We start from the raw sequence: 20,414 nt of genomic DNA, 5'->3' as shown, positions 1-20,414 counted from the left end.
AGCGCACATCATGAACAGGATCATTGCGCTCGTCGTGGCTGTCGTCATCGTGCTGTTTGCCGCTTCGTCGATGGTGTTCGTCGTCGATCAGCGTCATCTGGCCGTGCTGTCGTCGCATGGCGACAAGGCGCCGAGCCTGCTCGGCCCCGGGCTGCACGTCAAACTGCCGCCGCCGTTGCAAACGGTCACGCTGGTCGATAACCGCATCCAGTCGCTCGATGCACCGGACGAAGACCGCTACATGACGTCCGATAAAACCGATCTGCTGGCCAACCCGGTCGTCAAATATCGCGTGACCGATCCGCTGAAGCTGCTTGCCGAAACCAGAGGCGATGCGCAGAGCTTGCCGGACCGGCTCGCCTTGCTGTCGCGCAGCGCGCTCGGCGATGCGTTCGCGAAGGTCACGCTGTCCGACGCGCTGGCCCGCCAGCAGGCCGTCGCCGACGAAGCGCGCGCCGCGATGGACAAGGCTGCGGCATCGCTCGGCGTGTCGGTGGTCGACGTGCAGTTGACGCGTGTCGACTTCCCCGCGTCGATGGCGGACTCCGTCTACAAGCGGATGATCGCCGCGCGTCAGCAGGTCGCGGCCGACGAGCGCGCGAAGGGCACGGCCGAGGCCGACAAGATCAGGCAGGACGCGCTCGGCCAGCAACAGGCAATTCTCGCGGACGGTTATCGTCAGGCGCAAACCATCAAGGGCGAGGGCGATGCGAAGGCTGCGGAAATCGCCGCCGAGGCGTACGGCACCGACCCGCAGTTCTATCAGTTCTATCAAAGCATGCAGGCGTATAGGAACACCTTCAAGCCGGGCGACGTGATCGTGGTCGACCCGAGCAACGAGTTCTTCCGCTTCATGCGTAGCCCGACCGGCGGCGCCGCCCCGGACGCTCCCGCGGTCCCACGCAAACACTGATAACCGGAAACCGGAACGCCGCGGCATCCGCATCGCGGCCCCTTCATTCGCATGGATATAGCCGGCTCGTTATTGCTCGCGATCGCGTTGATGCTGATTATTGAAGGGATGTTTCCCTTCGTTTTTCCGAGCGCCTGGCGCGACACGTTCCGTAAAATAGCGGAACGGCCGCCGCATCAGATTCGCGTGGGCGGCCTGATCGTGATGGTGCTCGGGCTGATCCTGCTGTTTATCGTGACCTGAAGGGATCTCTTTTGGTGCCAGCCTGATGGTGCGCGAAGGCTTGAGGCCAACTGCAAACGGCGGCCACTGCCGGCGGTTGGTTCCCGAACGGCGCGCAAAGCAACTACAACTGCAACGCCTGCGGACAATCGTCGGAAGCGCTCTTCGCAAGCGGCCCGAACGCCCGCGGTAGCCGCCAAAATCGAGCCGCCGCCCGCCATTCACACTCACTTACCGGCGCACCCAGCCGCCGTGTTCAACGTCGTAGGACTGTATCGATGTCGACCTGGTTACTTCCCGAGAATATTGCCGACGTGCTGCCGTCGGAAGCCCGCAAGATCGAAGAATTGCGGCGCCATCTGCTGGACCGTTTCCGTTCGTATGGCTACGAGATGGTCATGCCGCCGTTGCTCGAATATATCGAGTCGCTGCTCACCGGCGGCGGACACGATCTGAATCTGCGCACCTTCAAGCTCGTCGATCAGCTGTCCGGACGCACGCTCGGTCTGCGCGCGGACATTACGCCGCAGGTCGCGCGGATCGACGCACATTTGTTGAATCGCCAGGGCGTGACGCGTCTTTGCTACGCGGGCAACGTCGCGCATACGCGTCCGCGCGGCCTGCACGCCACGCGCGAGCAGATTCAGATCGGCGCGGAAATCTACGGCCACGCCGGCCTCGAAGCGGACCTGGAAATCCAGCAACTGATGCTCGACGCGCTGCGTCTGGCCGGCCTTGCGAAAGTGCGCCTCGATCTGTGCCATGCGGGCGTGCTCGCCGCGCTGATCGAAGCCGAACCGGCAGCGGCCGAACTCGGCCAGTCGCTCTACGACGCGCTCGCGGGCAAGGACGTGCCGCGCCTCGTCGAACTGACGGCCAACCTCACGCCGGCGATTCGCGACGCGTTGCGCGCGCTGCCCACGTTGTACGGCGACGCTTCAGTGCTCGACGAAGCCCGCGCACGCCTGCCCAATATGCCGGCCATTGCCCGCGCGCTCGACGACCTCGCGTTCCTCGCGAGCCAGGTGGACGGCGCCGAAGTCATGATCGATCTCGCCGATCTGCGCGGCTATGCGTACCACAGCGGCGTGATGTTCTCGGCGTATGTGGACGGCGTACCGAATGCGGTGGCGCGGGGCGGCCGTTACGACCACGTGGGTCAAGCGTATGGCCGCGCGCGGGCGGCAACCGGCTTTTCGCTCGATCTGCGCGAAGTGGCGCGGATTTCGCCGGTCGAAGCGCGCAGCAGCGCGATTCTCGCGCCGTGGCAGCACGACGAGGCATTGCGCGTGAGCGTGGCCGCGTTGCGCGATGCCGGCGAGGTGGTGATTCAGGCGCTGCCTGGCCACGAACACGATCTCGATGAATTCGCGTTCGACCGCGTGCTGGTCGAACGCAGCGGTAACTGGGTCGTCGAACCGCGCGCCTGAGCGCGTTCCGGCAGACCCGCCAGAGGGCGATCCTCATGGCATGTCAGACGGCGCCGAACGTGTCGCCGAAGCACGGCGCGGCCGTTGGCCGCGCCACTTTCGCTATACCCACCATAACGTGCATACCGTTGAGCGGAAACGGAAAAATTCGGAAGGTTCCGCGAACATAGGTAGAATACGTTTTTAACCAGCTTACGAAACAACATGTCTGCCAGCGCAGTGAATGTGAACCCCGGGCGTAACGTCGTCGTCGTGGGAACCCAATGGGGTGATGAAGGCAAGGGCAAGATCGTCGACTGGCTGACGGACCACGCTCAAGGCGTCGTTCGCTTCCAGGGCGGTCACAATGCCGGCCACACGCTTATCATCGGCGGCAAGAAAACCATCTTGCGCCTGATTCCGTCGGGCATCATGCATCCCGGCGTCGCGTGCTACATCGGCAATGGCGTCGTGTTGTCGCCGGAAGCGCTGTTCAAGGAAATCGGCGAGCTCGAAGCCGCCGGGATCGATGTCCAGAATCGCCTCTTCATTTCCGAAGCCACCACGCTGATCCTGCCGTATCACATCGCCATCGACCAGGGCCGCGAAGCGCGCCGTGGCGCGGGCAAGATCGGCACGACCGGCCGCGGCATCGGCCCGGCTTACGAAGACAAGGTGGCACGCCGCGGTTTGCGCGTGCAGGATCTGTTCGAGCCCGAGACTTTTGCCGAACGTCTGCGTGAAAACCTCGACTATCACAACTTCGTGTTGACGCAATATCTGGGCGTCGCCGCGGTCGACTTCCAGCAAACGCTCGACACGATGCTCAGCTATGCCGACCGTCTGAAGCCGATGGTGACCGACGTGTCGCGCCGTCTGTACGACGTCAACGCGGCCGGCAGCAACCTGCTGTTCGAAGGCGCGCAAGGCACGCTGCTCGACATCGACCACGGCACGTATCCGTTCGTCACATCGAGCAACTGCGTGGCCGGTGCGGCCACGGCAGGCGCGGGTGTCGGTCCGCAAAAGCTGAACTACATTCTCGGCATCACCAAGGCGTACTGCACGCGCGTCGGCTCGGGCCCGTTCCCGAGCGAACTGTACGACGCGGATAACGCCGCCCGTCAGGAAGCGATCGGCCTCGAACTGGCCACGGTCGGCAAGGAATTCGGCTCGGTCACCGGCCGTCCGCGCCGCACCGGCTGGCTCGACGCCGCTGCACTGCGCCGCTCGATCCAGATCAACGGCGTATCGGGTCTGTGCATGACCAAGCTCGACGTGCTCGACGGTCTGGACGAAGTGAAGCTGTGCGTCGGCTACACGGTGGACGGCAAGCAAGTCGACCTGCTGCCGCGTGGCGCGTCGGAAGTCGCGCGTTGCGAGCCGGTGTACGAAACCTTCGCGGGCTGGAAGGAAAGCACGGTTGGCATCAAGGAATGGGACAAGCTGCCGGCGAATGCGCGCGCGTATCTGTCGCGTGTGCAGGAGGTTGCGGGCATTCCGATCGACATGGTGTCGACCGGTCCGGATCGCGATGAGACCATCCTGCTTCGTCATCCGTTCAAGGTTTAAACATGGTGCAAGGTGTACCCATGATTGCGATGAAAGATCCGCGCAACGACGACAAGAACCTGTGGGTCGGCTGGGACGAGTATCACCGGTTGATCGAACTGCTGGCGTTGCAGGTGCACGAGTCGGGCTGGAAATTCGACAAGATCCTGTGCCTTGCGCGCGGCGGTTTGCGTGTCGGCGATCAGCTCTCGCGCATTTACGATCTGCCGCTGGCGATTCTTGCCACGAGTTCGTATCGTGAGGCGGCCGGCACGGAGCAGGGCGAACTCGACATCGCGCAATACATCACCATGACGCGCGGCGAGTTGCACGGCAATGTGCTGCTGGTCGACGACCTGGTCGATTCGGGCGTGACGCTCGCGCGTGTTCAGCAGCATCTGAAAGAACGTTATCCGGCGATCACCGCGGTGCGTTCGGCGGTGCTCTGGTACAAGGGCTGCTCGAAGGTGAAGCCCGACTACCACGTGCAGTATCTGCCCACCAATCCGTGGATCCATCAACCGTTCGAGGAATGGGACACGGTGCGTCCGCATAACCTCGGCGCGTGGATCAAGCGCGGCACGGCACAAGCGCAGGAGTCGTCGGGGGCGTGATGTACACTTCGGCGCCGAACCTGTTGCGTCGTATCCCGCGTAGTCTCGCAAAACGGAGCCCAATGGGCTCCGTTTTTTTGTTTGCGCACTGTGCGTGTGCGCCTCGCAAACCGCGCATCGGCGATGTGGACAATACGGCTTGCGCAGCAGACGCGCTCATATCGCGGTGCTACACTGCGCGGACCATCACGTGGTGTATCCACAACAAGCCGGGCGGTGCCAGATGGGCAGTTTAGAATAGCGATCGTTTTTCCCGCCCAGGGAACGGATTTTCTCGCGTTTATGACAGATAACAATCACGAGCACAAACAGCCTCTGCCTTCCCTCGCCATTGCTGCGATTGGAGTGGTATTCGGCGATATCGGCACGAGCCCGTTGTACTCGCTGAAAGAAGCCTTCAGCCCATCGCACGGCATTCCGCTGACCGATCAATCCATTCTTGGCGTGATCTCGCTGCTGTTCTGGGCGATCGTGATCGTAGTCGGCGTCAAATATGTTTTGTTCGTGATGCGCGCGGACAATAACGGTGAGGGCGGCGTTCTCGCGCTGATGGCGCTGGCGTTGCGCTCGCTCGACGGGAAGTCGAAGATGGCGGGCTTGCTGATGATGCTGGGCATTTTCGGCGCCTGCATGTTCTACGGCGACGCGGTGATTACACCGGCCATTTCGGTGATCTCGGCGGTCGAAGGTCTGGAGATCGCCGCACCACATCTGTCGCATCTGGTGCTGCCGCTCACGATCGTGATCCTCATCCTGCTGTTCTGGATTCAACGGCATGGCACGGCCATGGTCGGCCGCCTGTTCGGTCCGATCATGGTGTTGTGGTTCGTGGTGCTCGCGGCGCTCGGCCTGTGGCACATCCTGCAGTCGCCGAACGTGATCCGCGCGCTCAACCCGTACTACGCTTACACCTTCATGGCTGCGCACGTGCTGCAGGCCTACGTCGTGCTCGGCTCGGTCGTGCTGGTGCTGACCGGCGCCGAAGCGCTGTACGCCGACATGGGCCACTTCGGCGCGAAGCCGATCCGCATGGCGTGGTACGTGCTGGTGATGCCGTCGCTGGTGCTGAACTACTTCGGCCAGGGCGCGCTGCTGATGCACGATCCGAAAGCCATCGAAAATCCGTTCTTCCTGCTCGCGCCGGACTGGGCGTTGCTGCCGCTCGTCGTGCTGTCCACCGTCGCGACGGTGATCGCCTCGCAGGCGGTGATTTCCGGCGCCTATTCGCTGACGAGCCAGGCAATCCAGCTCGGCTACGTGCCGCGCATGAAGATTCTGCACACGTCGGAACTGGCGATCGGCCAGATCTATGTGCCGGTGGTGAACTGGATGCTGCTGTTCATCATTCTGTGCATCGTGATCGCCTTCAAGAGTTCGGACAATCTCGCGGCCGCATACGGTATCGCGGTGACGGCCACCATGGTGATCACCACGATTCTCGCCTGCGTCGTGATGGTGAAAGTGTGGAACTGGAACAAGCTGCTGGTGGCGCTGATCATCGGCGTATTCATGACGGTCGATCTGGGCTTTTTCGGCGCCAATCTGCTGAAGGTCGAGGAGGGAGGCTGGCTGCCGCTCGGCATCGGCGCGTTGCTGTTCTTCCTGCTGATGACCTGGTACAAGGGCCGCATGATTGTCAAGGAACGCACGGCGGCCGACGGTATTCCGCTCATGCCGTTCCTGCAAGGGCTGCTCGCGCATCCGCCGCACCGCGTGTCGGGTACCGCGATCTATCTGACCGGCAGCGATTCGCTCGTGCCGGTGAGCCTGCTGCACAATCTGAAGCACAACAAGGTGCTGCATGAGCGCACCATTTTCCTGACCTTCGTGACGCGCGATATTCCATACGTGAACGACGCAGAGCGTGTGACGGTGAAGGATATCGACGGCGGTCTGTATCTCGTCAAGGCGGCCTACGGGTTCAACGAAACGCCGGACGTGAAGGCGGTCCTGCTCGAAGTCGGCCGCACGCATGACATGACTTTCGAATTGATGGACACGTCGTTCTTCCTCGCGCGCGAAACGGTGGTGCCGACGCAATTGCCGGGCATGTCGGTGTGGCGCGAACGGGTGTTCGCGTGGATGCACCAGAACGCCGCGAAGCCGACGGACTTCTTCAGTATTCCGGCCAACCGGGTGGTGGAGTTGGGGACGAAGATCGAGATCTGATAGTCGCTGCTGATTCGCCAACGTCCCCTTGCGGAGGGCGTAAAAAAAAGCCCACGCGGAAATTTTTTGCGTGGGCTTTTTTACTGGCTGACCGAGTGAGCGCGCACTATGTCATGCCCGGCAAGGGCAACCAGCGCAACTGGCGCGTGAGCGAATCGCGCGCCAGGCGCGGCGAGCTTACTTCTGCTTGAGCTTGGCGAAGGCAGCCGCCATCGCGCCGCCCGGTTCCGGCTCGCGCGAACGCTGTTGCGGCGCGCCGCGTCCACCGCCGCCCGAGCGGCCCGCGCCGCCACGCTCCTGCTGGGCGCCGCCACCGCTGCGTGCCGCGGCTACACCGACTTCGTCGTCCATCCGCATGGTCAGCGCGATACGCTGGCGCTTCACGTCGACTTCCAGCACCTTCACCTTGACGATCTGGCCGGCCTTGACGACTTCATGCGGATCCTTGATGAACTTCGTGGACATGGCCGACACGTGCACCAGACCGTCCTGATGCACGCCGATGTCGATGAATGCGCCGAACGCGGCCACGTTCGTCACCACGCCTTCGAGCACCATGCCCGGCGTCAGATCGCTGACCTTTTCGACACCTTCACGGAACGTCGCGGTCTTGAATTCGGGACGCGGGTCGCGGCCCGGCTTTTCGAGTTCGAGCAGAATGTCGCGCACGGTCGGCAGGCCGAAACGATCGTCGACGAATTCCGCGGGCGACAAGCCGCGCAACGCATCCCGATTGCCCAGCACTTCGCCGACATGCTTGCTGATTTTCGCGAGCATGCGTTCGACGACCGGATACGCTTCCGGGTGAACCGACGAACGGTCGAGCGGATTCTCACCGTTGTTGATGCGCAGGAAGCCGGCTGCCTGTTCGAACGTCTTGTCGCCCAGACGCGGCACCTTGCGCAGATGTTCGCGCGACGGGAACGGGCCGTTCGCATCGCGATAGTCGACGATATTGCGCGCCAGCGTGGCGTTCAGACCCGACACGCGGGCGAGCAGGGCGACGGACGCGGTATTCGCATCCACGCCGACGGCGTTCACGCAGTCTTCCACCACCGCGTCGAGCGAACGGGCCAGTTCGCGCTGGTTCACGTCGTGCTGATACTGGCCGACGCCGATCGCCTTCGGTTCGATCTTCACCAGTTCCGCGAGCGGATCCTGCAGACGGCGCGCAATCGACACGGCGCCGCGTAGCGACACGTCCATGTCGGGGAATTCCTTCGCCGCGAGCTCCGACGCCGAGTACACCGACGCGCCGGCTTCGGACACGACGATCTTCTGCAGCTTGAATTCCGGATGACGCGCGATCAGTTCGCTCGCGAGCTTGTCCGTTTCGCGCGACGCCGTGCCGTTGCCGATGCTGATCAGTTCAGCCTGTGTCTGCGCGCAGATGCGCGCGAGTTTCGCGATCGAGCCGTCCCAGTCGCGGCGCGGTTCGTGCGGATAAATCACGTCGGTGGTGAGCACCTTGCCGGTCCGATCGACCACCGCGACTTTCACGCCGGTGCGCATGCCCGGATCGAGGCCGATCACGGCCTTCGGTCCGGCGGGCGCGGCCAGCAGCAAGTCTTTCAGATTGCGCGCGAACACGCGGATTGCTTCGTGCTCGGCCTCGTCGCGCAGATTGGTCAGCAGCTCGTTTTCGATATGCGGCTGCACCTTCACGCGCCAGCACCAGCGGCACACGTCGGAGAGCCACTTGTCGGCCGGACGGTTCTGATTCGCGATGCCGAAGTGGCGCGCGATCAGCGCTTCGCCCGGATGCGGCACCTGCGCGTCGAGTTCCTCGCCCAAGCCCAGCTTGACCATCAGTACGCCCGCGTTGCGGCCGCGGAACAGCGCCAGCGCGCGATGCGACGGCACGGTCCGGATGGTTTCCGAGTAGTCGTAGTAATCGCGGAACTTCTCTTCTTCGGCGTTTTCCTTGCCTTCCACCACTTTCGACGACACCACGCCCTGGTTGAACAGGTAGTCGCGCAGCTTGCCGAGCAACTCGGCCGTTTCGCCGAACTGCTCCGAGAGAATGTCGCGCGCGCCGTCGAGCGCGGCCTTCACGTCGGCGACACCTTTCTCGGCGTCCACGTAGGCGGCGGCTTCGGTTTGCGGGTCGAGCAGGGGATTGGCGAGAAGCGCGTCGGCGAGCGGCTGCAGACCGGCTTCGCGGGCGATCTGCGCGCGCGTGCGGCGCTTCGGCTTGTACGGGAGATACAGGTCTTCCAGCACCTGCTTGCTGTCGGCGCCTTCGATCGCGGCGCGCAGTTCGTCCGTGAGCTTGCCCTGTTCGTCGATGCTGGCGATGATCGCGGCGCGCCGGTCTTCCAGCTCGCGCAGATACAGCAGGCGTTCCTCGAGGTTACGCAATTGCGTGTCGTCGAGATTGTCGGTCACTTCCTTACGGTAGCGGGCGATGAACGGAACAGTCGCTCCTTCGTCGAGAAGTTGCACCGCGGCCGCGACCTGGCGCGGCTGGACGGACAGTTCGGCGGCGATGCGCTGTACGATCTTGAGTGCTACGGTTTCCGTCATAAGGTCTTGGTGTTCCTGCGGACTCAGTTCGGAGGCCGCGCGCTGACCGGACGTGGGCGGCACATGAGGGCCACGTGGCACGTCGGGGCACGCCGGGCGTGCGCGCTGCGACCAGGTTGCTGGAGCGGGGCATTTTGCCATAAATGCAAAAGGGCTCAACCGCAGGGTGATAGAATTTCGGGCATGTTCCGTTGACCCTCTACGACGTTGCCGATCTCCTTGTCCCTCAACCGCCTGGGCTCCCGCTTGGTCTCTCGCTTGACACAACTGCCGTTGTTTTTATCGTCGCGTTTCCTGGCGCGCTCGCTGTCGCGTTTTTCGCCGCTCGTGTCGCGCTCACCGGTCGGCTCGCTCGTATCGGCTCCGCGCCCGGTGTTCAGGTTCCCGTTTCTTCCCAGTGGGATGCTTGTCGCGTCGTGCGCGTCATGTGTCCTCGCCGCCGCGTTGGCCGCGTCCACACCGGCTGCGGCGCAATCCATAACGCCGGCGAGCAGCAACGTTGCGCGGCCCGCCGGCGCGCTCGCGCCGGCCGCAGCGTCGGGCGGGGAGGCCGCGAGCGTCACGAATGCGCAGGGCGGAACGACCGGCGACGGCACGGACAACGCCGGCAACGCGGTCCCGCAGGAGAGTGCTTTCGACGCGCGGCAAAAAGTCCTGGATCAGCGTACCGAGGAGAACAACTATCGCTACGGCGTTGCGGAACACGACTGCTATAGCAAGTTCTTCGTCAACTATTGCCTGAACAAGGCGCGCGACAACATGCGCTCGGTGCAGGCCGATATTCGCAAGGAACAGCTCGCGCTCGACGGCGAACAGCGCGCGCAGCGCGCCCGCACCCGCGACGAACAGGCCGCGTTCAAACGCGCACAGGACGAAGCGAGCGCGCCGCAGCGTGCCGCCGAAGACGCGCGCAACGCGCAGGCTTACGAAGACAAGCAGCGCCAGCATCAGCTCGATCAGGCGCAGCGCGCCGCCGAGGCGCCGCAGCGCAGCGCGAATGAACAGGCCTATCAGGAGAAGCAGCGTCAACATGCGCTGGATCAGGCGCAGCGCGGCGTCAGCCCGTCGCAGGCGGCGGCCAACCAGCAGGCGTACGATCAGAAGCAGGCCGACTTCCAGCGCAAGCTCGACGAGGCGCGTGCGCAGGGTGCGCAGAAGGCTCAGGAGCGCGTGCAGAAGCAGCAGACTTTCGAGAAGAAGCAGGCGGACGCGGCACAGCACAAGGCCGACGTGGAAGCACGTCAGAAACAGGCGGCCGAGAAAGCCGAACAGAAACGTCAGGACGCATTGAAGCAGCAGCAACTCGAAGAGCAGCAGAAGCAGCAACAGGAGCAGCAGTAAGATTCCCGGAGTAGGCCCTGAGACTGCGTGGCAGGGCCGTAGTCGCCGTAACGCGTTTTAAGCCGGACAGCAACCTCAGGTATCGGGCAGCACACGCCGCCCGCGCCGTCGACGAGAGGAGGCGAGTATGCGCGATCAACATCACGTCATTAACGCGGACACACTTCGCGACCGTATTCTGCAACTGGAATCGGAGCATAGTGGGCTCGATCGCCTGATCGACCGAATGTCGGATGAGCCCGGCATCGACGACTTCGAGTTGCAGCGCCTGAAAAAGCGCAAACTCAAAGTCAAAGACACCATCATCTTGCTGCAATTGCAGCTCGAACCGGACGCACGCGCCTGAGTTCGCGGCCTGGCAGGCGCCGGGCGCGCGCCGCGCGAGCCGGACTTTGCAGGAAACGCTTGCCTTGAATTCACCGCTTGAAACTTCATCCCGTGCCACGCCGGGCGACGACGCAGCCAGTGTCGTTACACCGGCGCCGCGTCCTGCCGCGTCCGCACTGAGCGCGTCGCTGAACCCGCGCCGCGCCGCCGAGCTGGACGAGATCTTCGCCGACAACGGCTTGCTGGCGCGGCAGATCGACGGCTACCGCTCGCGGGCGTCGCAGATAGAAATGTCGCGCGCGGTGGCCGCGGCAATGGAAGCGTCGGGCCGCGCGATGCCCGAGCCCGCGATGTTCGAGGCGCAGAAGCGGCCGGCACGCCGTCTGCAGGCGCCGGGTGCGGATGCCGCCGCCGAGGCCGCTGAGGGCGCCGAATCGGGCGGGCTCGACGGCAGCGAAAACACGCTGATCGTCGAAGCCGGTACGGGCACGGGCAAGACTTACGCGTATCTCGTGCCGGCCATGCTATGGGGCGGCAAGGTGATCGTCTCCACCGGCACGAAGCATCTGCAGGATCAGCTTTTTCAGCGCGATATTCCGACTGTGCGCGACGCGCTCGCGGTGCCGGTTTCGGTCGCGATGCTCAAGGGGCGCGCGAATTACCTGTGCCACTACTATCTGCAGCGCACAGCGGATAACGGCCGTCTGCCATCGCGCCAGGAAACCTCCTATCTGCAGGATATCGTGCGCTTTGCCAAGATCACGCGCACCGGCGACAAGGCCGAACTGGCCAGCGTGCCCGAAACGGCGGCGGTGTGGTCGATGGTCACGTCGACACGCGAAAACTGTCTTGGCCAGGAGTGCCCGCATTACAAGGACTGCTTCGTAATGCAGGCGCGCCGCGAGGCGCAGCAGGCGGATATCGTGGTGGTGAATCACCATCTGTTTTTCGCCGACATCATGTTGCGCGATACGGGCATGGCTGAACTGCTGCCCACCGCCAACACCATCGTCTTCGACGAAGCGCACCAGTTGCCCGAAACCGCAACGCTGTTTTTCGGCGAGACGCTCTCGACCACGCAGTTTCTGGAGCTGGCTCGCGATTCGGTGGCCGAGGGGCTGGGTCATGCGCGCGAGACGGTCGATTGGGTCACGCTCGGCTCGACGCTCGAGCGCGCGGCGCGCGATGTGCGGCTTGCCTTCAAGGAAGACTCGGTGCGCCTGTCGATCGGCCAACTGCCGGACGACCATCCATTGTTCCCCGCACTGGAAACGCTGGAGACCGAGCTCGATGCCCTCACGTCCGCGCTGGCGGGCCAGGCCGAGCGAGCCGAATCGATCGGCGCTTGTCTGCGCCGCGCACGCGAACTGCGAGGCGTGCTTGCCGGTTGGACCACGCCGCCCACGGAGGCCGAGCGCGAGGACGCTGACGCTGCCTCAGCCGACGGCAAAGCCGAGCGCGCCGACCCGAACGAAAAGGTGCGTTGGATCGAAGTCTTCTCGCATACCGTGCAGTTGCACGAAACGCCGTTGTCGGTCGCGCCGATCTTCGCGAAGCAGCGCGCCGGCGTGCCGCGCGCGTGGATTTTCACGTCGGCCACGCTCTCGGTGCGCGGCGATTTCACTCACTACGCCGCGCAGATGGGCCTGAACGCGAAACGCTCGATGACGTTGCCCAGTCCCTTCGATTATTCGACGCAGGGGCTGCTATACGTGCCGCGCAATTTGCCGCAGCCGTCTTCGCCGATGTTCACCGACGCCGTGTTCGACGCCGCATTGCCGGCGATCGAGGCGTCGGGCGGCGGCGTTTTCATGTTGTGCACGACGCTGCGCGCGGTGGACCGCATTTCGGCCAAGCTGCGCGACACGATCGAAGCACGCGGCTGGAGCTATCCGCTGCTCGTGCAGGGCGACGCGAGCCGCACCGAGCTGCTGGATCGCTTTCGCTCATATGGCAACGCGATTCTGGTGGGCAGCCAGAGTTTCTGGGAAGGCGTGGACGTGCGCGGCGACGCATTGTCGCTGGTAGTGATCGACAAGCTGCCGTTTGCGCCGCCCGACGATCCGGTTCTGTCGGCGCGTCTCGACGCGCTGACCAAAAAGGGTTTGAGCCCGTTCGCCGTGCATCAGTTGCCGCAGGCCGTGATCACACTGAAGCAGGGAGCAGGGCGTCTGATTCGCGCGGAGACCGATCGCGGCGTGCTGATGATCTGCGATACGCGACTCGTCGACAAACCGTATGGGCGCCGTATATGGCAGAGCCTGCCGCCATTTAAACGCACGCGAGAGATCGAGGTGGTTCGCGAGTTTTTCGAAGAGAATGAAACACCGGCGCAATAGCTGATCGGAATCAATAAGCGCTACTGCAAATAGCGGCGCTTAAATGACAAAACGCCACGGATGTGAATCCGTGGCGTTTTGCTTTACTGCATCGGGAAATCGAGGTGATTTCCCGATGCAGTTTCGCCCAGAGGCGAGCCCTATGCGACAGCTTACTGGCTTGCGCCCGAAGCCGGAGCAGCAGCCGAAGCAGCGGCGTCCGAAGCAGCAGCACCTGCGTCCGAAGCAGCGGACGTAGCCGAAGCAGCAGCGTCGCTCGCAGCAGCAGCAGCACCCGAAGCAGCAGCAGCCGAATCCGAAGCTGCAGCAGCCGGTGCCGAAGCAGCAGCTGCGTCGCTAGCCGGGGCAGCTGCCTGGTCGTTGCTCTTGTTGCATGCAGCCAGTGCCACAGCTGCCAACAGGGATGCTACGAGGAGGGATTTCTTCATGATCACGTCCTTTTATGGTTTAAAGGTAAGCAACAGCGCAAAATAAAACCGGTAATGTGCTCCAACACCGACCTGGGCCGCTGGTGGAGACGCTCTTTTGACGAGCTGGAATCTTCCCTACGGCTTGGGCGGAAATTATATGCACTTTCGTACTGACAATCCATAAATCCGGGGTCAATACGTTGTCTTTCTCATACAAAATTTCACTGTACGGTATAGCAGGCAGGCAGAGTTACGCAAGCTCGCCCACTTGTATCCAGCCCGCACAATACCACTCGTGTAGCCGTGCTGTCACCGGCGAATCGTGCGAGAGTGTTACAAAGCGTTTCGCACTCATACACCGGCAATCTGCGAGGTCAAACAACCACTTTTTTGCGCCATCGAATGATGTTTCCTCTCCATTTATGAAGAAAAAACGGCGGTTGTACAACAAATTAGTCTTGCGGTCCAGCCGAATACCTGACTTCGATGCCTGACTGATGAAACGTGCTTCATTAAGCGGCCTTTGCGGCGGATCAAAGACGACACTCGGCTTGGGTTCACTGAGATACGTGCCAAGGAACGACGCAATATCCTGCTCTTTCCATTTGATGCCAGCAAGGATTGCGCCAACCCTTTCGACAAGCGCTGCGGGCAGCTCCGCCGGACGCTCGACAGCCGGCTGCTGCGGGTCGCGATAAAGCGCGCCGGCGTTGCCTGCCGATTCGCCTCGCTCGGCCAGATGATAGAGGAATTGCGCGGTCAACTCGCTCGTGGAAGGCGCGCGAAAACCGATCGAGCAGGTCATGCATTCGCCTTCGGCGATCCCATCATGCGCGATGTGCGGCGGCAGGTACAACATGTCGCCCGGTTCGAGCAGCCATTCCTCTTCGGCCTGGAAATTCTGTAAAACTTTCAAAGGCAAGCCGGCTTGCAGTGTCAGATCTTTCTGCGCGCCGATGCGCCAGCGGCGCTTGCCTTTTACTTGCAATAGAAACACATCGTAGGAATCGAAGTGGGGGCCTACGCCGCCGCCGTCGGTTGCATACGAGATCATCAGGTCGTCCAGACGAGCGTCGGGCACAAAGCGAAAGCGGTCGAGCAAGGCGCGCGCGCGATCGTCGTGGAGATCCACGCCTTGCACGAGAAGCGTCCAGGCGCGCTGCTTCGCCGACGGCAGTTCGTCAGGTGCGAACGGGCCGTGCTCCAGCTGCCATTTATTGCGGAAATGCGTGATCAGACGTGCCTCGACTTCGTCCTGATCGGCCAGCTCGAAAAATTCTTCGCGTGAGAGCGGTGCCTCGACGTTCGGTATCGCCTGGCGAATCAGCAGCGGTTTTTTTTGCCAGTAGCGGCGCATGAATTGCGACGGTGTCAAATTGCCGAGCAGCGCTGTCGGCGTGTCTGGAGAGGGCGGCAGTACCGGAAGAGTGGGCAGAGCCGGCTTTGAAGCCGGCGACGAATTCCGTGCCGATGCAGCGTCGGCCGGGTGGTCAGTGGGCCGCTTGGGCATCGTATAATGTGAGTTGTATTCTGGAGAATCGAATGAAAATCGCAAAGAACACCGTCGTGTCGGTCGCTTACAAGCTGTCGGATGCGCAGGGCAATCTGATCGAGGAAAGCGACGAGCCGATGGTCTATCTGCACGGCGGCTATGATGGCACGTTCCCCAAGATCGAGGAAGAGCTCGACGGCCATGAGGCCGGCTTCGAGACCCAGATCCAGCTGGAGCCGCAAGACGCGTTCGGCGAGTACGACCCCGATCTCGTGAAGATCGAGCCGCGCGATCGCTTCCCGGAACCGCTCGAAGTCGGCATGCAATTCGAAGGCACGCCGGAAGAAGGCGACGAGGATCTCGATTCGCTCGTCTACGTGGTGACCGACGTTGCGGAAGACAAAGTCGTGCTCGACGGCAACCATCCGCTCGCCGGCATGGCGCTGCGTTTCGCGTTGACCGTGAAAGACGTGCGTCCGGCTACCGAAGACGAAATCCAGCACGAACATGCGCACGGCGCCGACGGCCTCGAAGTTCTCGACGAAGACGAGGACGATGAAGAAGACAAGTCAGGGCCCACGCTGCATTGAGCTGGCGGGCATGCCGGGCACGCTTGAAGAAGCGCCCGGCGTGCGCGGCTGCGCAGCGGAGGCGGGCGGCGTGGAGGTGGCCGGTCCGTATCCGCCGCCGCCCTGATCGGCTGGTATGCGCGGTTGCTGATCCAGTTGCGAATCCCCGGGCGTCTGCAACAGCGGCGGCAATTCCGAGGCGGGTCCGAGCGCCGGTACAGCCGGCATCGAGGCCGCCGGCGCGTCGCGCGGCATGACGGGTTGCGCCGTGGGCATCGGCATTTGCCTCGGCACATCGCGCACACTCACGCGGAACGGCGGTTTCCTGCCGAGATCCGCTTCAACCTGAATCCACTGATTGAGACGATCATGCGGCGCGAGCGCGACACGCGTGAGATTCGTCACCAGCATTCCCTTGTCATTGCGTAGTGGCTGATCGATCACAAAGCCGGCGCTCGCACGCTCGTCGTCGCAATGAATCACCAGCACCGGTCCGCGGAAAATCTGCGCGAGCTTGACGAGGCTGCGTTTGAATTCCAGGAAGCCGTCGCGGCGGGTATTGCGTGCAAAACGCAGCCACGCGAAACGGTCGGGACGTTCATAACGCTCGGGGTCCGGATCGCCTTGAATGAACACGACAATTGCGCGCGCGTCGCGGCGTTTCGCATATTCGCCGGCATGTTCGAGCCAGAATGCATTGGCGATCACGCGATCTTCGAATTCGCCATTGCGGCCGCCCGCGGTCAGATAATGATTGTTCGGACTCGGCGCATTCAGGCCGACGAATACGGTATCGCCCACTTGCCAGCGCACGTTCTCGCGATAGGGGTGAAAGCGCGAGACTTCGCTTTCACGCGTCAAGGCGATCGGGTTTTGGCCCATCGACGTGGCGTCGGCGAAGAGCGTCTGACGCAACTGATCGAGCCGTTCGACGGGATCAAAACCGCCGGCCTCGGCCGTGCCGCAATCGGCCCAGTCATGCTGGCCGGGAATGAAGAAGAGGGCGGGCCGCGACGTTTCGAGCAGCGCGTGGCGACGTTCGTAGAGCGCGTCGCGGCAGGCCTCTTTGGCGCCCTTCAGATTGCCGTCGTACACGATGAACGACATGTCGTGCTCGCGGCTGATCGCTTCGATCAGCCGCTGCGTGGGGGCTTCGTCGGCGGCGCTTTGCATTGTGTTGGCGATGACCGCGAACGTGTAGCGCGGCGTGTCGGCGTGGGCCGCCGGCGCGAAAGTCGACAACCCCGCCGCCAACCCCGCGAGCGGCACGCCGCCGCCCGAGAGCGTGAGGGCGAGAGTCAGCGCCGCGCGGAGCTTGCGCGGACGCTGCGGGCGCCTGGGTGCGTCAATGATCCGCATCCGGCACGGCGGCCAGTTCGTGCAATTCGTACAGCAGATCGAGTGCTTCGCGCGGCCGCAGATCGTTCGGATCGATGCCGCGCAGACGCTCGACAAGCGCCTGCATGGCGGGCGGCACAGCCGCTTCGGCTTTCGACTCACGCTCGTCGTCCGCGTCTTCGAGCAGCATCGGCATGGGCGCGGCGAACAGATCCAGTTGCGGCGCGGGCTGCGCGGCCGACTGCTGTTCGAGATGCGCAAGATGTTTGCGCGCCGCGCGAATCACCGCGTTCGGCACGCCGGCGAGTTGCGCGACCTGCAGGCCGTAGCTCTGATTGGCGGGACCTTCGCTGACCGCGTGCAGGAACACGATGCCGTGCCCATGCTCGACCGCCGACAGGTGCACGTTGGCCGCCTGCGGAAACTCCGCCGGCAGTTGCGTCAGTTCGAAGTAGTGAGTGGCAAAGAGCGTATGGCAGCCGTTGTGCGCAAGCAGATGCCGCGCGATCGCCCACGCCAGCGCGAGCCCGTCGAAGGTGGACGTGCCGCGGCCGATCTCATCCATCAGCACGAGACTTTGCGGCGTGGCGTCGTTCAGGATCGCGGCGGCTTCTGTCATCTCGACCATGAAGGTGGAGCGGCCGCCGGCGAGGTCGTCCGCTGCGCCGATACGGGTGAAGATACGGTCGATCGGCCCGAAGGCGGCGCGCCGCGCGGGCACATAGCTGCCCACATAGGCGAGCAGCGCGATCAGCGCGGTCTGCCGCATGAAGGTGGATTTACCGCCCATGTTCGGGCCGGTGATCAGCAGCAGTTTGCGCTCGGGCGTAAGCGCGCAGTCGTTGGCGATGAACTGCTCGACCTGCGCTTCCACAACCGGATGCCGTCCCTGTTCGATCTCGATGCCGGCGTTCGGAGAGAACGTGGGCGCGACCCAATCCAGCGCGCGGGCACGCTCGCCGAAGGCCGCCAGCAGATCGAGTTCGGCAAGCGCCGAGGCGACCCGCTGGCAATCCGGGATAAAAGGCAGCAGCGCCTGCAGCAATGCGTCGTAAAGCGAGCGTTCGCGGGCGAGCGCGCGTTCCTGCGCGGACAGCGCTTTGTCCTCGAACGTTTTCAGTTCCGGCGTGATGTAGCGTTCGGCGTTCTTCAGCGTCTGGCGGCGGCGATAGTCGTCCGGCACCTTGTCGGTCTGGCCGCGCGTGACTTCGATATAGAAGCCATGCACCTTGTTGTACTCGACGCGCAGATTGCCGATGCCCGTGCGTGCGCGCTCGCGAGTTTCGAGGTCGATCAGGAACTGCCCGCAGTTCTCCGAAATATCTCGCAATTCGTCCAGTTCCGCATCGTAGCCGCGCGCGATCACGCCGCCGTCGCGCACCATCGCCGATGGCTCCTCGGCGACCGCGCGCCTGAGCAGTTCGACGCAGGCTTGCGGCGGTTCGAGCGAGGCGTCGATGCGGGCCAGCGAATCCGCATTCGGCGAAACGGCCGCGAGCTGCGTGCGCAACTCGGGCAACGCGATGAAGGTGTCGCGCAGGCTAGACAGGTCGCGAGGCCGCGCCGACAGCAGCGCGAGACGCCCGGTGATCCGTTCGATGTCCGAGATCTGCCGCAACGCGCCGCGCAACGCGTCGACGCCCGCGCCCGGCGGCGCGTCGAGCAAAGCGCCGATCGCCTGCTGACGCGCCTGCGCCACCGCCGATTCGCGCGGCGGATGATGCAACCAGTGACGCAGCAGACGGCTGCCCATCGTCGTACAGCAGGTGTCGAGCAGCGAACACAGCGTGGGCGACTCCGTGCCGCGCAGTGTTTCCGTCAATTCGAGATTGCGGCGCGTGGCGGGGTCGAGGCCGATATATTCGGATTCGTACTCGACCTTCAGGCTGCGCACGTGACGCAATTGCTGGCCTTGCGTGGCGGCGGCATACAGCAGCAGCGCGCCGGCCGCGCCGCATGCGCAGGTCAGCGAATGCGCGCCGAAACCGTCGAGTCCGGCCACTTCCAGCTGATCGCACAAGCGCTGCGTGCCCGAGGTGATGTCGAAGTGCCAGACCGGGACGCGGGTGAGGGCGCCGGCGTTGACCGGCGGCGTCCAGCTTGCGGAGTCGCCGGGCGTGTCGGCCACCAGAATTTCCGCGGGACGAATGCGTTCGAGCGCGGCCGCCACCTGGTCCGGCGCGAGTTCAGCGAGGCGCAGCGCGCCGCTTGCCAGATTCAGCCATGCGAGACCGACGCTGGTCGCGACACCGCGCCGATTGTGCGCGACGCACATGGCCAACAGGTAGACGTCGCTCTTGTCGGACAGCAGCGCGGCGTCCGTGAGCGTGCCCGGCGTGACCACGCGGACCACTTTGCGCTCGACCGGACCCTTCGACGTTGCCGGGTCGCCGATCTGCTCGCAAATCGCAACGGATTCGCCGAGCTTGACCAGCTTGGCCAGATATTGTTCGACTGCGTGATGCGGCACGCCGGCCATTTTGATCGGATTGCCCGCCGACGCGCCACGCTGTGTTAGCGTCAGATCGAGCAGGCGCGCGGCTTTTTCCGCGTCTTCGAAAAAAAGTTCGTAGAAGTCGCCCATCCGGTAGAACACCAGCGTGCCGGGATGTTCCGCCTTGATGCGTAGGTACTGCTGCATACCTGGAGTAATTTTCGGCTCTACCGCCGGCACGCTCTCGTCTCTTGTAACCATTTGATTCTAAATAAAAAATTCCAATGCCGATTAGGCTGACGCGCTATTATCGCAGAATAGTTGGCGTGTCACGACGACGAGGACGAATGGAATCTCATACCGTTATTTTTCAATTACTTAGGTTGGATTGTTGCGCCGCTTAAGAGCCAAATCTGGGGTGTAAAGAGGACAATTTTGTAGCCCACCCGTAGCCCAGCACCCGCTCGTTCACGAAAAAATCCCGCGCTGGGCTACAGAAAAATGCATCCGGTCGAGCCAGTTCCATTAGAAGACCAGTTGGCAGTGAAGTTGCACATCTGAGCGCGGTGCTCTCACGCAATGTTCCTAGTGTCGGAGGCGTTGAAAATTTGCTTTGCCTTAACACGCGTGAACTGAAACTGCGTCGCGACCCGATGCGTCATTGCGGATCAGTTCCGACCGCACCCGAAAGCAGCACGGTCAATCGCACAACGTTGGATTTGGCAATCGCTGCCAGGCCAAGCCGGCAACCGTGTCGGTG

At 63.2% G+C, this 20,414-nt stretch carries 15 protein-coding genes; 10 read left to right on the top strand and 5 right to left on the bottom strand.

The annotated features are described in order from the left end of the window. Positions 1–10: 10 nt before the first annotated feature. From hflC to PDMSB3_RS12890, 6 genes are all read left to right on the top strand, one after another. Positions 11–913, top strand: a complete 903-nt coding sequence (gene hflC, locus PDMSB3_RS12915) for a protease modulator HflC (RefSeq protein WP_007181353.1) — start codon at positions 11–13, stop codon at positions 911–913. Between the two features lie 51 nt (positions 914–964). Then, positions 965–1,156, top strand: a complete 192-nt coding sequence (locus tag PDMSB3_RS12910) for a DUF2065 domain-containing protein (RefSeq protein ID WP_007181354.1) — start codon at positions 965–967, stop codon at positions 1,154–1,156. A 257-nt stretch (positions 1,157–1,413) separates the two neighbouring features. Next, positions 1,414–2,565 (top strand): ATP phosphoribosyltransferase regulatory subunit, encoded by a 1,152-nt coding sequence (locus PDMSB3_RS12905; RefSeq protein WP_007181355.1) that lies wholly within the window; start codon positions 1,414–1,416, stop codon positions 2,563–2,565. Between the two features lie 204 nt (positions 2,566–2,769). Next, the gene (locus PDMSB3_RS12900; RefSeq protein WP_007181356.1) at positions 2,770–4,116 is read left to right on the top strand and encodes an adenylosuccinate synthase; all 1,347 of its coding nucleotides are present in this window, start codon (positions 2,770–2,772) and stop codon (positions 4,114–4,116) included. 2 nt (positions 4,117–4,118) lie between these two features. Further along, the gene (locus PDMSB3_RS12895; protein WP_007181357.1) at positions 4,119–4,709 is read left to right on the top strand and encodes a phosphoribosyltransferase; all 591 of its coding nucleotides are present in this window, start codon (positions 4,119–4,121) and stop codon (positions 4,707–4,709) included. 282 nt (positions 4,710–4,991) lie between these two features. Beyond that, positions 4,992–6,878 (top strand): potassium transporter Kup, encoded by a 1,887-nt coding sequence (locus PDMSB3_RS12890; RefSeq protein WP_007181358.1) that lies wholly within the window; start codon positions 4,992–4,994, stop codon positions 6,876–6,878. 177 nt (positions 6,879–7,055) lie between these two features. Here PDMSB3_RS12890 and PDMSB3_RS12885 read toward each other — a convergent pair whose 3' ends face one another. Beyond that, positions 7,056–9,404, bottom strand: a complete 2,349-nt coding sequence (locus PDMSB3_RS12885) for a Tex family protein (protein WP_035518025.1) — start codon at positions 9,402–9,404, stop codon at positions 7,056–7,058. A gap of 402 nt (positions 9,405–9,806) precedes the next feature. Here PDMSB3_RS12885 and PDMSB3_RS12880 point away from each other — a divergent pair, with 402 nt between their 5' ends. From PDMSB3_RS12880 to PDMSB3_RS12870, 3 genes are all read left to right on the top strand, one after another. Further along, positions 9,807–10,745 (top strand): hypothetical protein, encoded by a 939-nt coding sequence (locus PDMSB3_RS12880; protein ID WP_007181360.1) that lies wholly within the window; start codon positions 9,807–9,809, stop codon positions 10,743–10,745. A gap of 127 nt (positions 10,746–10,872) precedes the next feature. Beyond that, positions 10,873–11,091 (top strand): DUF465 domain-containing protein, encoded by a 219-nt coding sequence (locus tag PDMSB3_RS12875; protein ID WP_007181361.1) that lies wholly within the window; start codon positions 10,873–10,875, stop codon positions 11,089–11,091. A gap of 64 nt (positions 11,092–11,155) precedes the next feature. Next, positions 11,156–13,411 carry an ATP-dependent DNA helicase gene (locus PDMSB3_RS12870; protein ID WP_007181362.1) on the top strand — a complete coding sequence of 752 codons (2,256 nt, stop codon included), beginning with the start codon at positions 11,156–11,158 and terminating at the stop codon, positions 13,409–13,411. A gap of 152 nt (positions 13,412–13,563) precedes the next feature. Here the strand turns inward: PDMSB3_RS12870 and PDMSB3_RS12865 are convergent, their stop codons facing one another. Beyond that, the gene (locus PDMSB3_RS12865; protein WP_081435531.1) at positions 13,564–13,839 is read right to left on the bottom strand and encodes a hypothetical protein; all 276 of its coding nucleotides are present in this window, start codon (positions 13,837–13,839) and stop codon (positions 13,564–13,566) included. Between the two features lie 232 nt (positions 13,840–14,071). Continuing rightward, complete coding sequence (locus tag PDMSB3_RS12860; protein ID WP_007181363.1) at positions 14,072–15,331, bottom strand: cupin domain-containing protein; 1,260 nt, start codon at positions 15,329–15,331, stop codon at positions 14,072–14,074. A gap of 32 nt (positions 15,332–15,363) precedes the next feature. Between PDMSB3_RS12860 and PDMSB3_RS12855 the strand changes: the two genes are divergently transcribed. Next, positions 15,364–15,903 (top strand): FKBP-type peptidyl-prolyl cis-trans isomerase, encoded by a 540-nt coding sequence (locus PDMSB3_RS12855; protein ID WP_007181364.1) that lies wholly within the window; start codon positions 15,364–15,366, stop codon positions 15,901–15,903. Here the strand turns inward: PDMSB3_RS12855 and PDMSB3_RS12850 are convergent. Together PDMSB3_RS12850 and mutS are read right to left on the bottom strand one after the other, a co-directional pair. Continuing rightward, positions 15,883–17,241 (bottom strand): hypothetical protein, encoded by a 1,359-nt coding sequence (locus PDMSB3_RS12850; protein ID WP_007181365.1) that lies wholly within the window; start codon positions 17,239–17,241, stop codon positions 15,883–15,885. The genes PDMSB3_RS12855 and PDMSB3_RS12850 overlap by 21 nt on opposite strands. Next, on the bottom strand, positions 17,228–19,915 hold the full coding sequence (gene mutS / locus PDMSB3_RS12845) for a DNA mismatch repair protein MutS (protein WP_165186543.1): 2,688 nt from the start codon (positions 19,913–19,915) through the stop codon (positions 17,228–17,230). The genes PDMSB3_RS12850 and mutS overlap by 14 nt, the downstream gene beginning before the upstream one ends. Positions 19,916–20,414: the final 499 nt, after the last annotated feature.

The organism is Paraburkholderia dioscoreae (assembly GCF_902459535.1).
Lineage (GTDB): Bacteria > Pseudomonadota > Gammaproteobacteria > Burkholderiales > Burkholderiaceae > Paraburkholderia > Paraburkholderia dioscoreae.
This window is presented reverse-complemented; position numbering and strand designations above follow the sequence as displayed.

Excerpts from the sequence above, each read along its gene's own strand:
- PDMSB3_RS12855 (WP_007181364.1), top strand. The coding sequence starts at position 15,364 with ATGAAAATCGCAAAGAACACCGTCGTGTCGGTCGCTTACAAGCTGTCG.
- mutS (WP_165186543.1), bottom strand. The coding sequence starts at position 19,915 with ATGGTTACAAGAGACGAGAGCGTGCCGGCGGTAGAGCCGAAAATTACT.
- PDMSB3_RS12900 (WP_007181356.1), top strand. The coding sequence starts at position 2,770 with ATGTCTGCCAGCGCAGTGAATGTGAACCCCGGGCGTAACGTCGTCGTC.
- PDMSB3_RS12885 (WP_035518025.1), bottom strand. The coding sequence starts at position 9,404 with ATGACGGAAACCGTAGCACTCAAGATCGTACAGCGCATCGCCGCCGAA.
- PDMSB3_RS12880 (WP_007181360.1), top strand. The coding sequence starts at position 9,807 with ATGCTTGTCGCGTCGTGCGCGTCATGTGTCCTCGCCGCCGCGTTGGCC.
- PDMSB3_RS12910 (WP_007181354.1), top strand. The coding sequence starts at position 965 with ATGGATATAGCCGGCTCGTTATTGCTCGCGATCGCGTTGATGCTGATT.
- PDMSB3_RS12890 (WP_007181358.1), top strand. The coding sequence starts at position 4,992 with ATGACAGATAACAATCACGAGCACAAACAGCCTCTGCCTTCCCTCGCC.
- PDMSB3_RS12875 (WP_007181361.1), top strand. The coding sequence starts at position 10,873 with ATGCGCGATCAACATCACGTCATTAACGCGGACACACTTCGCGACCGT.
- PDMSB3_RS12850 (WP_007181365.1), bottom strand. The coding sequence starts at position 17,241 with ATGCGGATCATTGACGCACCCAGGCGCCCGCAGCGTCCGCGCAAGCTC.
- PDMSB3_RS12865 (WP_081435531.1), bottom strand. The coding sequence starts at position 13,839 with ATGAAGAAATCCCTCCTCGTAGCATCCCTGTTGGCAGCTGTGGCACTG.
- PDMSB3_RS12860 (WP_007181363.1), bottom strand. The coding sequence starts at position 15,331 with ATGCCCAAGCGGCCCACTGACCACCCGGCCGACGCTGCATCGGCACGG.
- PDMSB3_RS12905 (WP_007181355.1), top strand. The coding sequence starts at position 1,414 with ATGTCGACCTGGTTACTTCCCGAGAATATTGCCGACGTGCTGCCGTCG.
- hflC (WP_007181353.1), top strand. The coding sequence starts at position 11 with ATGAACAGGATCATTGCGCTCGTCGTGGCTGTCGTCATCGTGCTGTTT.
- PDMSB3_RS12895 (WP_007181357.1), top strand. The coding sequence starts at position 4,119 with ATGGTGCAAGGTGTACCCATGATTGCGATGAAAGATCCGCGCAACGAC.